The sequence below is a fragment of the Mycobacterium sp. URHB0021 genome, from assembly GCF_054057895.1.
Window position 1 is genome coordinate 693871 of the sequence record NZ_JBSRZT010000002.1, and the last position, 12987, is coordinate 706857.

The following is a 12987-nucleotide window of genomic DNA, read 5'->3' on the forward strand; positions in this document are numbered from 1 at the left end:
CGATCCGTCAAAACCTGCGTCTCACAAGATCGGTCTGCCGCCCGTGACCGCGATCCTGGCGCCCGAGATATAGCTGCCCTCGTCGGAGGCCAGGAGTACGTACACAGGTGCCAATTCGGCGGGCTGCCCAGCGCGACCCAGCGGCGTATTCTCTCCGAACGACGCCACCTTTTGAGGCGGCATGGTGGACGGGATCAGCGGAGTCCAGATCGGACCGGGCGCGACACTGTTGACTCGAATACCTTTGTCGCCGAGCAGCTGAGCGAGGCTGGCGGAGAAATTGGCTATCGCCGCCTTGGTGGCCGCATACGGGGCCAGCTGCGGCGAAGGCATATCGGAATTGACCGACGAACTACCGATGATCGACGCGCCCGGAGGCATATGGGGTACCGCCGCCTTGACAAGATGGAAGTAGGCGCCGACGTTGGTCCGGAATGTGTAGTCCCACTCGTCGTCGCTGATCTCATCGAGCGAGTCGTGACTCATCTGATAAGCGGCATTGCTCACCAGGATGTCGATACCGCCGAATTCTGTTGCAGCCCGCTCGATCACGCTGCGGCAGTGCGCCGGATCAGACAGATCGCCGCGGGCCAGAACGCATTTGCGGCCCTCTTGCTCCACCAACCGCGCCACGTCGGCGGCGTCGTCGTCCTCGTCGAGATAAGCGATCAGCACGTCGGCACCTTCACGGGCGTAAGCAATCGCAACGGCGCGACCGATGCCGCTGTCTCCGCCCGTGATGACGGCGCGCTTACCGGCCAGGCGTGCCGAGCCACGATAGCTCTTCTCCCCACAGTCAGGCACCGGATCCATCGCCGATTGCCTACCGGGCACCTCTTGCTGTTGCTCGGGGAATCCCATTGCAGTGACCTTCCGGGTGGACGTAGTTCGTTCGGGGTACGCCTACCCGCGGCACCGCGGACCAAACCGGACGGGACAGCTCAGCCCGAGGCGGTCAGTGCCGATTCGAAGAATGCCAACTCGAGGTGCATCGCACGGCGGTAGGCCGCCCGCACCGCCGGGCCATCATCACCATGCTGGTCGAGCAGTCCTTCCAGTTGTGACGCCAGCGCCTCGAAATCCGGATCGGCATAGGTCTGGACCCACTCCGCGTACTGCCCCGCCGAACTCGCGTCGAGCGATGCGCCCAGCCACGCATAGAGGCGCATACACGGCGTCATCGCCGCGAACACCATGCCCAGTCCGCCCGTGGCGGCGGTGGCGAGCAAAAAGTCGGTATAGGCCGACGTTGCCGATGACGGTTCGACGCCGGCCATGTCGATGCCCCACCGGGCGGCGTATGACGAGTGCAAGCCCAACTCCTCGCTGACGCCTGCGATCAGAGCGGACAGCGTGAGCAGTGTCGAGGTATCGGAACTTCGAGCCAGCCCGAGCGCGTAAGCACGGGCGAAGGATTCGAGGAAGAACGCATCTTGCGCCACATAGCCCGCGAATGCGTCGCGGTCCAGCGAGCCGTCGCCGAGACCCTGCACGAATGGATGCGCGAGTGTGCAGTCAGCCAGGTCACTGTTCGCTGACCACAGTCGATCGGACAGGCTCATGCCAGGGCCATATCCCAGAACGCCACCTCGTGGGAGAGGACGTCGCCGATCAGTTCGTCCCGCCCGTCGAGGATCGCCAGCTTGCCGAGCGCCTCGACGTAGGTCGCGAAATCCGGTTCGGTCCAATGAGCTACGAACTCTCGGAAAGGCGAATCGTCCGATGCCGCGGATCCCCACGCGAGTAGGTACACCCGCTCGAGCACCCACAGCCCCGTCAATGCGTCGTCGGTCGGCGCGGCGTCGAGCCGGGCCAAGAGGTCCCGATAGGCCAGGGTCGCCGGGAGCGCCGGCTGATCGAGGTCGATCCCGCGCCGCGCCGCTTGGACCTCGAACCAGTCCAGCTCGGCCACCAGCGCAGCGCATCCGCCGACAAGCACGGTCTGCGCCGGCCGTGGCGCGCGGGCGAGCAGCCGCGCCTGGAAGCTGAGCAGGTCGCCGACGAACAGAGCGTCCTGCACCAGCCACCGGTCGAATGCCGTAACGGTGATGTTGCCGTCACGCACGGCGTCGAGAAACGGATGGCGGGTGGCGGCGGCCCACAAGGCATCAAGCACGACCTGAAGCGTAGTCACCTCGCCGGAGCACTTCCGACCGCACCGACCCGCACCGACGGCCGTGGTCGTCAGCGAATAGCGACCAGATCGAAGCCGCCGCTGGCTTCGACGTACTGTCCGGTCACCCAACGGCCGTCGTCGGATGCGAGGAACGCCGCCACCGCCGCAATGTCGTCGGGCTGGCCGAGCCTCCGCAGCGCGGTGGCCGCCGCGATCTCCCGCTGATTCGTGTCGTCGCCGAGGAACTCCTCGCTCTGGTCGGTCACCGTCCATCCCGGCGCCAGCACATTCGCCGTGATCCGGCGCTCGCCGAGTTCGGCGGCGAGCATCACGATGTGCGTGTCGACGGCGGCCTTGGCCATGCAGTACGCCGCGGTGCTGGCGGTCGGCCGTTTGGACCGCCCCGACGAGATGGTGATGACCCGACCTCCGTCGCGCAACCGCGGAATCGCGGCCTGGGTGACGAAGAACGGGCCCTTGACGTCGGCGGCGAAGACCAGGTCGAAGATCTCCTCGGTGGTGTCCGCCGGGCCGCCGAACCGGCCCGCGCCGGCGTTGTTGACCAGAATGTCGATGCCGTTGTCGCCGCGGCGCGCCCGCAACTCGGCGTCGCATGTCGCGAACAATGCGTGGATGCCCGCCTTCGACGACACGTCGGCTCCGACGGCGAAGGCCTCGCCGCCGCTCGCCTCGATCCCGGACACCACCTCGGACGCCGCGTCGGCATTCGCGACGTAGTTCACGACGACCAGTGCACCGTCGCGCGCCAGTCGCCGCGCGATCGCCCGCCCGATACCCCGGCTACTGCCGGTGACGACGGCGACCTTGCCCTGCAGAGGCGGCCCAGATGATCCCCATGACATCACGCCGTCCAGCGTGCTCCCGCGACCACATTGCCGTCTTGTACGTTTCGCGCTAATCCCTGATACGACGGGCCCACGCCGCCGGGGTGGTGCCGACCGTCGCCTTGAAGTGGCGCGTGAGGTGGGCTTGGTCCACGAAGCCGGACATCGCCGCGGCCGCCGCGGGGGTCGTGCCGGCCCGGAGCGCACGCTGCGCATGCAGGACCCGGCGCCGCAGCACGTACCGGTACGACGAACACCCGACGCTGGCGGTGAACAGCCGGTTGAACCATGACGATTCGGCGCCGGCCACCGCGGCCAGCTGGCGAGTTGAAATCGGCTGGGAGACATGGTCTTCCACCCAACCCAATACCTCGTTGAGCCGGCTCCGGGGCAGACCTCGTCCGGTGCGGCGCCGGGGCGCAGCCGAGCCCGGGGACACCCGCGTGAGCAGCCGTTGCACGAGTTCTTCGGCCCGCAGGGCATCGGTCCCGGCCGCCGCCTCCATGCCGATCACCTCCATGAGGTGCCGCGCCAACGCATCGGCGAGTGAAAAATGTGGCGCCACCTCGACTTTGGCGCGATTCAGCAGTCCCGCCGTGAGATCGTGGGCGACGGCGGTGTCGACGCATACGTGCAGGGACTGCACCGTACCCTCCCACTGCCAATCCATGGGAAGGCCGGCGGGCAGTACGGCCAGTTCTCCGGAAGGCATGCCTCCTTCGCGCCGGACTCCCTCCCACGACTGCCGCGCGAAGTTCACCGGCCTGGCCTGCAACACGAACACGTGCGATGAGGAGTCGCTCTGACTGCAGGCCCCGGTGTGCTGGACCTGCTCGGAGACGACGATGCCGGGCGAGAGCGTCGTCCACGGGATCACCCGGGCGAGTTCGCTCATCTATTCGACAGTAACAACGATCGAAGGAGGACGATACGACCATGGGCGAACGAATCGTCGAACTGCCCGGCGGTGACGTGCGGGTTCACGAAGACTCCGGGGTCATGCAGGCGCGGGGCCTGCGTTATGCGCGGGCTCGGCGATTCGCGGAGTGTTTACGGATGCCCTCATGGGACGGCGTCGTCGACGCCACACGGACCGGTCCTGCGTGCCCCCAAGCCGAGTTCCGCCTGGCAATGGTCACCGGGCCGATCATGGCCTCGTCCAGCTTCGACGAGGACTGTCTGGCGGTCTCGGTGACCGCGCCGTCACCGGATGGACGCACCCGTCCGGTGATGGTGTGGTTTCACGGTGGCGCCTACATCTCCGGCAGCGGGGGCGCCCCGGTCTACGACCCGAGCGGACTGGTCACCGAAGGTGACGTGGTGGTGGTGACGGTCAACTACCGGCTCGGCATCCTGGGATACCTGGCGATCGATGGAGTCAGCCCGGCGAACCTCGGCCTGCTGGATCAGATCGAGGCGCTGCGCTGGGTAGCCGACAACATCGCGGCCTTCGGCGGTGACCCGACCAACGTGACCGTCTTCGGCCAGTCGGCCGGCGGTGATTCGATAACGTGCCTGATGGCTGCCGACGGCGCAGCGGGGCTGTTTCATCGGGCGATTTTGCAAAGTACCCCGCTGGGAGTGCGTTTCGGCCGGACTCCGATGAGCGACGCCGTCGGCAGAGCCGCCCTTGCCGCCCTTCCCGATGATCCGCAGCGGGCGCCGGTCGCGGCGATTCTCGACGCCCAACGCATCGCCGCCGCGGTCGCTCAAGACTTCGTGATCAAGGGCCTGATGGCCTTTGGGCCACAGCTGGGCCACTTTCTGCTGCCGCCCGAAGGCGACGTCGAGGACCGCTGGAACGAGGCGGCCAAGCGAATCGACGTCATCATCGGCTGGACCAGACAGGACGCGGGGCCGTTTCTCGACCTGAGCGTTCGGCTGGCGGCGCTGGTGAATCGCCGATGGATCGGCACGCTTGTTCGTAAACCCCTGACGGTGCGGGTGACCGCGAAGGTCTTCGGCCGGCCGGCCCGCCGATTCGCCCGCCGCCATCGGAACGCGGGCGGCCGTGCCGGGGTGTACCGCTTCGACTGGGCGCCTCCGCACAGCCCGCTGGGCGCGTGCCACTGTATCGAGCTGCCGTTCCTGCTCGGTGCCCCCGGGCATGGGATGCGGCGCCGATGCTGGACGGCGCGTCTCAGGCGACACTCGCGACCACCGGCCGGGGACTGCGTGCACGCTGGACACGCTTCGCGCACAACGGGTTCGATGCCGATCCGCCGCCGCTGCCGCGGTCGGGAAGGCGCGCCGTCCATCGACTCCCGTGAGGCACGGCGCGCCGGAAGCGTCAGGCGCGCGATTCCCCACCATCGAGGAACAGTTCGCTGCCGGTGACGAAACTGGCGTCGTCCGACGCGAGGAACAGCGCACCGGCCGCGATCTCGCTCGGCTGCCCGAGTCGGCGCAGCGGTACCCGGGCGGCCTCCCCGGCCAGCAGGCGTTGCGACTCGGCCGGGGTCGCGGCCAACCCCGCCAGCCCTGGTGTCTCGGTCGGCCCGGGCACCAGGGTGTTGACGCGAATCCGCCGGTCTGCGAGTTCCATCGCCCACACCCGGACGAACTGGGCGATGGCCGCCTTGCTCGCCGAGTAGACCCCGAAGGCGCTGATCGCGTGCGACGCCGACGTCGAACCGGTCACGATGATGGAGCCGCCGTCGTTCAGCAATGGCAGGGCCTTCTTGACGGTGAATACCGTTCCGCGGACGTTGCTTCCGAACGTCTCGTCAAAGCTGTCCGGCGTGAGGTTCTCGAGGGTGGCGAAGGTGCCGCCACCGGCGTTGGCCACGACGATGTCGAGCCGCGACCCGGCCGACTCGATCGCTTCGTAGAGGGTGTCGAGCTCAGCCAGGTTCGAGGCATCGGCGCGGATCGCAGTCACGGCGGAACCCAATTCGGCCGCCAACTCGTCAAGTGCATCCTGCCGGCGTCCGGTCGCGAACACCCGGGCACCCTCTTCGACGAAGCGCGCGGCGATGGCCCGGCCGATCCCCGAAGAAGCCCCCGTCACCAACGCGGTCTTCGACTCCAGTCGTCCCATGGTGCACGTCCCTTCGGTTTTGTGGACCTTTCGGACCAGAATCCTAGCGAGTTTTGGAACATGCGGTCAATAAAGTGCTCGGCGATCCTAGTGGTGTGTCCTGCTTTTAGCTGACTTTTTCGAGTGTGATCCGGCCGCGTGCGACTTTGGCCAGGATGGACTCGGCGGTGGCGGTCCACACGTAGGGTTTGGGGTCGTTGTTGTGGGCGTCGATGTATTCCTGGATGGAGGCGACGAGGTCCGGCACTGAGTGGAAGACCCCGCGCCGCAACGCTTTGTCGGTCAGTTCCCGGAACCAGCGTTCGACGAGGTTGAGCCAGGACGACGATGTCGGGGTGAAGTGGAGGTGGAACCGGGGGTGTTTATCCAGCCACTGGCGGACATCGTCGTGGGTGTGGGTGGCGTAGTTGTCCAGGATCAGGTGGATCTGCAGGTCCTTGGGGACCTGCCGGTCGATGCTCTTGAGGAATTTCAACCATTCCTGATGCCGGTGCCGGGGCATGCACTGGCTGATGATCATGCCGGTCAGCACGTTCAGAGCGGCGAACAGGGTGGTGGTGCCGTGGCGCTTGTAGTCGTGGGTCATCGTCTCGCCCCGCCCCTTGACCATCGGCAGCGATGCCTGGGTGCGGTCGAGCGCCTGCACCGAGGACTTCTCATCGGCGCACAAGACGATGGCCTTCTCGGGGGGATTCAGATAGAGCCCCACGACATCGACCAGCTTCTCCTCGAAGTTCGGATCGTTGGACAGCTTGAACGTCTCGACCCGGTGCGGTTTGAGGCCCCGGGCCGACCACACCTGCTGCACAGTCGATTTCGACACCCCGGTAGCCGCGGCCATGGTCCGGCAGCTCCAATGGGTTTCGCCCTCGGGACGGTAGTTCAGTGTCAGATCCACGATCTCATCGATCTTGTCCTGGGGGATCGTCTTCTTGCGACCCCGGCCCTCGCGGACTTGGGCGAACTTGACCAGCCCCTCCTCGGCGAACCGGGCGCGCCAGCTGCTGACCGACCCCGGCGACACCGACAACGATTCCGCGATCGCCGTGTTCGCCCGACCGTCGGCCGCCATCAACAACGCCCGCGCGCGGACCACCTCGCGATGCGGCGCGGACTGCGACCGCGCCACCGACTCGAGAACCTCACGCTGCCCTGTAGACACCGACAGAGCCGGAACAGGTTGCCTCATGGCGTGAAGCCTACCAAGGAATCATCAATTAATTACAGGACACACCACTAGAAAGGCCGGAGTCATTGCACCCCCGCGCGCGGCGCGGTTACCCCCAACCGACCTTCTCGCGGACCAGATCGGTGAGGAAGCGCCGGCTCGACACCGGCCTGAACGCACGCGCGGCCTGCGTGAGCGCATCACGTGACTCCGCGGTCAACTCGATGTCGGCCGCGGCGACGTTGAACTCGAGTTGCTCGACGCTGGACGCCCCGGGAATCGCCACCACGCCCGGCAGGCTGATGAGCCATGCGAGTGCCACCTGCGCAGGCTTGGTGCCGGTCTGACTCGCCACGTCCCGCAGGGTCTGCAGCAACGGCTCGACGCGGCGCAGGTTCTCGGAGCCGAACAGCGAATTGAGCGCGCGCACACCGCCAGGCCGATTGTCGGGGCCGTACCGGCCGCCGAGCAGTCCCTGAGCCAGCGGGCTGTAGGCGATAACGATGCGATTCTCACGTTCGGCGAACGGCACCAGATCGTCCAGGGCCCGCGGACGGGCGAGCGAGAATTCCACCTGATTGCTGATGACCGGCCGCCCGAGCGCGGCGTCGGCCTTCCGCCACCGCTCGAGTGAGTAATTCGATACACCGACAGCACCGATGCGACCGCTGTCGAGCAGGTCGCGCATGCCCGGCATGATCACCGAGTCGGGGACCACGGGATTCGACTGGTGAATCTGGTAAAGCGGAATACGCCCCAGTTGCAGCCGTTGCGCACTGGCCCGCTCGCGGTTTCTGACCACCGCGGGAAACGGCGCGACCGGCATGATCTTGCTGGCCACGGCCACCTCGGTGCGCGCGTCGCCGAGGGCTTCGCCCAGGATGCGTTCGCTGCGGCCGAGTCCGTACACCTCCGCCGTGTCGAACAGGGTCACGCCCAGGGCGAGCGAGCGCGCCACGATGTCGCGCGCGGTTCCGGCGGCGTAGCTGTCTCCGTAGCCCCACTCCCGGGAACCGAACTGCCAGGTCCCCAATCCGATCCGGCTCACCCGGCCGACGCCTTCGACGTCCAAGTACTTCATATGGCCCACCGTAGTGACAGATCTCATGACTTTCGTACCGAATGATGCAGCGTACATGCAGTCACCGCTGCAGCAGGCCGGCGTCCGCACCGCCGCGAGGAAGGCGTCGCATGATCCGACACCGGCTGACCCAGTCGACGTGGTGTTGGCCTCGACCAGGTTCTACTCGTCGATGCCCGTGGTGGGCAGGCATCTCGAACAATTCCCCGGCCTGACCGCCATGGCGCTGTGGGGCGGTGATTACGCGCCGGCTGCTGCGGGCCGCCGTCAAGCGCCGCGCCGGTGCAGGCGTTGCCGCGCCGGCCGCCGAGGTGCAGGACGTTGCGGGCGCCAGCCGCGTGCCACCGTTCGTGCGCTTCCGTGCGCAGCGACGACGGTGCCTGTACCGCAGCTCGGTGCGGTACGGCGATCACCCGGCCCAGCTGCTCGATGTGTGGCGCCGATCCGATCTTCCCCCGGGCCCCGCTCCGGTACCGCTGTTCGTGCCCGGCGGGGCATGGGTGCAGGGCACGCGCGTGCTGCAGGGCCACACTCTGCTGTCTCATCTGGTCAAGCAGGGATGGGTGTGCCGACACATCGGTCGACGCGGTGGTCGGAATCTACGGTCGCTATGACTGGCAGGACCGCTCGACGGCGACACGCCGAAACTTCCAGGCCTTCCTCGAGCGAGTCGTGGTGCGGCACAGCCAGTCTCGACACCCCGAAGTGTACGAAGCCGCATCGCCGGTGGCGCGCGTCCACGAGGACGCGCCGTCGTTTCTGCTGGTTCACGGTGAGCAGGACACGATCATCCCGGTCGACGAGGCACGAACGTTCCGTGCGGCGCTCCGGGCCGTGTCACGCAAACCCGTGGAGTACTGCGAGATACCGAGGGCGGGCCACGCCTTCGACCTGGTCGACACGTCCCAGGCACGGCGGTGCGCCGTGGAGGTGGCCAGATTCCTCACCGACACCCGAAACCGCCATGTCGCGGAGTGCGCCGTCGCGGCCGTGTGAACAGTGGTCGGCAAACCGCACAGGGTCTCATCGGGGGCTCACAGACACCGGCAGCGAAACGCATAGGTGTCAAACAGTGACCCGACCGTGGTGCAAATGTGACCCCTGTGAACCAACGTAACCAAAGTGAAATTTGTGCTTGATGAGCACGAGTCCTTCGGGGAACGGGGAACGCGGATATGACCACGGCGACATTGCACAGCCGAGCCATCTGGACCAAGCGGCCGGCGAGGGTGAGAACGGGACGGACACAAATCGGCGCGGTCGATGTCATCGCGGCGTCCGCTCTGGTGCTTCGACCTGTCGTGGTGTCGGTGGCGATCGTCGTCGCCGCCGTCACCTGGTCCACGCCCGCGCACGCCGATCCCATTGACGACTCGATCACGAGCGTGCTCAGCACCGTCGGCATCGGCAACAACGGCCCGATCAGCTCCGCGATCGCGCAGATCGCGGTGTCGCTCTGTCCGCTCCTGGTCCAGCCGGGCAGCCAGTTCGCCAGCACCGCGACGCAGGCGAGCGGCAACGGCGGTCTCGCCCCGCCGATCGCTGGCTTCGTCGCCGGCCAGGTGATCCAGTCACAGTGCCCGGCGTTCATGACCGCGCTCGCCAACGGTCAGCTGCCCTTCCCGTTGACCGGAGGCGGCACACCCACTATGCCGTTCGGAATCCCCGGCGCGTCGCCGTTGGGAATTCCCGGCGCGTCGCCGTTGGGGCTTCCCGGCGCGTCGCCGTTCGGAATCCCCGGCGGGTCGCCGTCACCCACCCCACTGCAGATACCGGGAGTGAATCCGCCTGCGCCGAGCCCCTTTTCGTTGCCCGGCATCTGACCGCGAATCCGAGCGTGATCTGTCAGCGGCACGGCGGGCGTTGAGCCGGGCGGCCTGGCGCGTCAGGTGGTCGCGCTCGTGCAGGTGGGCGGCCACCGCGGAGCAAGGCAGTGAAGCACCGACCGCCGCGAGTGCCGCCAGCCCGGCGCGACGTCCGCCCGCGTCACATCGAGGAACCGACGCCAGGCCACGGTGACCAACCAGCCGCCGCAGCGTTCGTGGAAGGCACCAGACCGACGCTGATCGATGAGACCCGGCTGTCGGCGCAGTGCTCAGGAAGCGCGCCGCTCGGGGCCGAGGGCGCCCGAATTTGTGTCTTTGAAGGGCATCGACGGCCTCGCTTGCAGAGTCAGCGGCGGCAGCTAAGTTCTTGTGGTGGGTTTGGTGGCGTCCGGTACGCCGGCAATGATGCTCCGCTTGCTGCCCGTCGTTTGGCGTGTGATCTGGGCCAGTGCCGCTGCAGTGTTATGGCGCCGGCACGAACAGCGATGCCCCTCGCCGGCGGAGCCGCCGAACTGCATGCTGCCGTTCAACTGCAGCCGACCGCGGAGACGTCACTTTCTGCATACCCGAATGCGGTTGCGTTGCAAAGGGAGTGGCGGCAAGTATTCTCGCACAGTATTTTTTCGGACAAAATGTTGCTGAGATGCAGCGCAAACGTATTCTGAGCGTGCTGCGAACGGCGATCTGATCGGAAGGTACAGTTGCCGCTACGTCAAGATCGCCATCGATGCGCGCTCTTCCGCGATATGGTGCTTAACAGCGAGGTGGGGTCACCGTGACGAAGTCCGACGCCAACTCTTACAAGGCACAGATTCTGGATGCGAATAAGCCCTCAGATTATTCAGTATTGGAGCGGCTACGGGCAGATCCCACTGTGGAGTTTCTCGACCACCGCAACGCGCAACTTTCAGGCTTGCGCGATCTCCGTCCGGCGCTCGGTGAGGACCTCCTCCTCGAGCCGGGTCGGTGGGCTTACTTCCCGTGGCGGCGCTGCGTCGTTTCGGTGCTGGGCCCGTGCGGGTTTCGGGCGCTGCGCCTGGATCGCAACAGAAACATCATCACCATCGAAGAACAGGCCCGGCTTAACTCGCTGACGGTTGGAGTTGCCGGTCTCAGTGTCGGCCACGTAATCGCTCATACGTTGGCGGTGGCGGGCTTGTGCGGAACACTTCGGCTGGCTGATTTCGATCGCCTGGAATTGTCGAATCTGAACCGAGTGCCGGCGACGGTTTTCGATCTTGGGCTCAACAAAGCCCACGTGGCCGCACGTAGGATCGCCGAGCTCGACCCTTACCTGGCGGTGGACGTGTTCGACGCCGGGCTCACCCTCGAGACGGTCGATGCATTCTTGGATGGACTCGACATCATCGTCGAGGAATGCGATTCGCTCGACATGAAGGCCGTCGTGCGCATCGGCGCCCGTGACCGCCGTATTCCGGTACTCATGGCGACAAGTGACCGCGGAATGATCGATGTGGAACGCTTCGATGAGGAACCCGAGCGTCCGATCATGCACGGACTGCTGGGCGAGCTAGATGTCGGCCTGCTGCCCGGCATGAGTAACCGGGAAAAGATCCCACACATGCTGCGTCACCTAGAAGCTGAACGAATCTCACCTCGCACTGCTGCATCGCTGATCGAGATCAACCGGTCGCTGTCCACGTGGCCGCAGCTGGCATCCGACGTCATCATCGGCGCGTCAGCTGTGGCAGAAGCTGTGCGCAGAATCGGTCTGGGCGAAGCCCAGAGATCTGGTCGGGGCCGCATCGATGTTGGCTGGGAGCTGAATCGACTCGAGCAACCCGAGATCACGGTGCACCACCCGGCGCTTGAAGGCGCGCCTACCAACGACTTAGTGCCTTCGACAGTTGACGACACTGTTGTCGCCGCCGCTATGCGGGCACCGTCAGGGGGCAATATGCAGCCGTGGGTTATCGATGCCGATCCGGCAGGAGTCAGCGTCAGCGTGGCCGCAGAGCACACGTCGACGATGGACGTCGGTTTCCGCGGGAGCGCTGTCGCGGTGGGTGCCGCCCTCTTCAACATCAGGGTCGCTGCTGCGGCGCGAGGTGTGCTCGGTTCAGTGAGCGTCTCGGAAGACGTTGATGGATCCCCACTTCAGGCGACGATGACGTTCGGCCAGGGCAATGACCCTGGCCTTGCCGAACTGTATGACGCAATGCTCACCCGCTGCACGAACCGCCGTCACGGAACGTTTCAACCACTCGACCACGAGACGATCAAATTACTCACCGCCACCGCCGAGCGCGAAGGTGCGCGTCTTCACCTAATGACCGACCGTGGCGATTTTGTGCGGGTCGCAGCAATTTTCGGTGCCGCTGACCGCATCCGATACCTGACGCCGCAACTGCATCACGAGATGATCTCGGAGCTTCGCTGGCCTGGAGATCCTGACCCCGACACCGGTATCGACGTACGCACACTCGAACTCGATGTCACCAACCTGGCGCAGTTCGGTGTCTTACGCCGGTCCGACGTGATGGCGCACCTGGCGGAATGGAATGCCGGCAGCGCGCTAGGCGATGACATGCGCGACCGAGTCCTGGACAGCTCAGCGCTGGCAGTTATCACCGTGACCGGAGACAGCCTTAGCGACTACGCCAGGGGCGGGTCAGCCGTCGAGGCGGTATGGATCATTGCCCAGCGCGAAGGTCTCAGCGTCCAGCCGTTGTCACCTGTGTTCCTGCACGCTCGGACTGCGGCAGACCTCGCCGAGTTGTCTTCTCGCTTCGCCGACGAACTCGATCAGTTGCAGAGCGACTTCATGCGCATGGCCGGCACTGACGCCGACGAGGCGATCGTCTTGGTCTTGCGGTTCACCGCTGCGCCGTCGGCCTCGGTTCCGAGTCGGCGCAGCACAGACCGAGTCCGCTGGCAGCGCAACTGAGAT

Annotated in this window: 11 protein-coding genes and 2 pseudogenes; 4 read left to right on the forward strand and 9 right to left on the reverse strand. The window is 66.1% G+C overall.

Annotation, left to right across the window (positions count from 1 at the left end; genetic code table 11):
- Nucleotides 1–21 precede the first annotated feature (21 nt).
- From ACVWWN_RS05490 to ACVWWN_RS05510, 5 genes are all read right to left on the reverse strand, one after another.
- A complete protein-coding gene (locus ACVWWN_RS05490) occupies nucleotides 22–861 on the reverse strand; it encodes an SDR family oxidoreductase (protein WP_457142996.1) in 840 nt (279 codons plus the stop codon).
- 80 nt (nucleotides 862–941) lie between these two features.
- Nucleotides 942–1562, reverse strand: a complete 621-nt coding sequence (locus tag ACVWWN_RS05495) for a TenA family protein (protein WP_457142997.1) — start codon at nucleotides 1560–1562, stop codon at nucleotides 942–944.
- Entirely contained in the window at nucleotides 1559–2116 is a 558-nt protein-coding gene (locus ACVWWN_RS05500) for a thiaminase II/PqqC family protein (protein WP_457142998.1), read from the reverse strand. The genes ACVWWN_RS05495 and ACVWWN_RS05500 overlap by 4 nt, the downstream gene beginning before the upstream one ends.
- A 68-nt stretch (nucleotides 2117–2184) precedes the next feature.
- Nucleotides 2185–2979: an SDR family NAD(P)-dependent oxidoreductase gene (locus ACVWWN_RS05505; RefSeq protein WP_457149005.1), complete on the reverse strand. Its 795-nt coding sequence runs from the start codon at nucleotides 2977–2979 to the stop codon at nucleotides 2185–2187.
- A gap of 52 nt (nucleotides 2980–3031) precedes the next feature.
- On the reverse strand, nucleotides 3032–3856 hold the full coding sequence (locus ACVWWN_RS05510; protein ID WP_457142999.1) for a helix-turn-helix domain-containing protein: 825 nt from the start codon (nucleotides 3854–3856) through the stop codon (nucleotides 3032–3034).
- Nucleotides 3857–3897: 41 nt separating this feature from the next.
- Between ACVWWN_RS05510 and ACVWWN_RS05515 the strand changes: the two genes are divergently transcribed.
- Nucleotides 3898–5298 carry a carboxylesterase family protein gene (locus ACVWWN_RS05515; RefSeq protein WP_457143000.1) on the forward strand — a complete coding sequence of 467 codons (1401 nt, stop codon included), beginning with the start codon at nucleotides 3898–3900 and terminating at the stop codon, nucleotides 5296–5298.
- Here ACVWWN_RS05515 and ACVWWN_RS05520 read toward each other — a convergent pair.
- The 3 genes from ACVWWN_RS05520 to ACVWWN_RS05530 form a co-directional block, all read right to left on the reverse strand.
- The gene (locus ACVWWN_RS05520; RefSeq protein WP_457143001.1) at nucleotides 5252–6001 is read right to left on the reverse strand and encodes an SDR family NAD(P)-dependent oxidoreductase; all 750 of its coding nucleotides are present in this window, start codon (nucleotides 5999–6001) and stop codon (nucleotides 5252–5254) included. The two genes, ACVWWN_RS05515 and ACVWWN_RS05520, sit on opposite strands and share 47 nt — an antisense overlap.
- A gap of 106 nt (nucleotides 6002–6107) precedes the next feature.
- Nucleotides 6108–7190, reverse strand: a complete 1083-nt coding sequence (locus tag ACVWWN_RS05525; protein ID WP_457142590.1) for an IS630 family transposase — start codon at nucleotides 7188–7190, stop codon at nucleotides 6108–6110.
- Between the two features lie 88 nt (nucleotides 7191–7278).
- Nucleotides 7279–8250, reverse strand: coding sequence for an aldo/keto reductase (locus tag ACVWWN_RS05530; protein ID WP_457143002.1), 972 nt, complete (start codon nucleotides 8248–8250; stop codon nucleotides 7279–7281).
- Between the two features lie 172 nt (nucleotides 8251–8422).
- Here ACVWWN_RS05530 and ACVWWN_RS05535 point away from each other — a divergent pair.
- Nucleotides 8423–9246, forward strand: a pseudogene (locus ACVWWN_RS05535) (alpha/beta hydrolase family protein).
- A gap of 179 nt (nucleotides 9247–9425) precedes the next feature.
- Entirely contained in the window at nucleotides 9426–10073 is a 648-nt protein-coding gene (locus ACVWWN_RS05540) for a hypothetical protein (protein ID WP_457143003.1), read from the forward strand.
- 24 nt (nucleotides 10074–10097) lie between these two features.
- Here ACVWWN_RS05540 and ACVWWN_RS05545 read toward each other — a convergent pair.
- A pseudogene (locus ACVWWN_RS05545) lies at nucleotides 10098–10238 on the reverse strand (RNA polymerase subunit sigma-24); the annotation flags it as partial.
- A gap of 613 nt (nucleotides 10239–10851) precedes the next feature.
- Here ACVWWN_RS05545 and ACVWWN_RS05550 point away from each other — a divergent pair.
- Nucleotides 10852–12984, forward strand: coding sequence for an Rv1355c family protein (locus ACVWWN_RS05550; RefSeq protein WP_457143004.1), 2133 nt, complete (start codon nucleotides 10852–10854; stop codon nucleotides 12982–12984).
- Nucleotides 12985–12987: the final 3 nt, after the last annotated feature.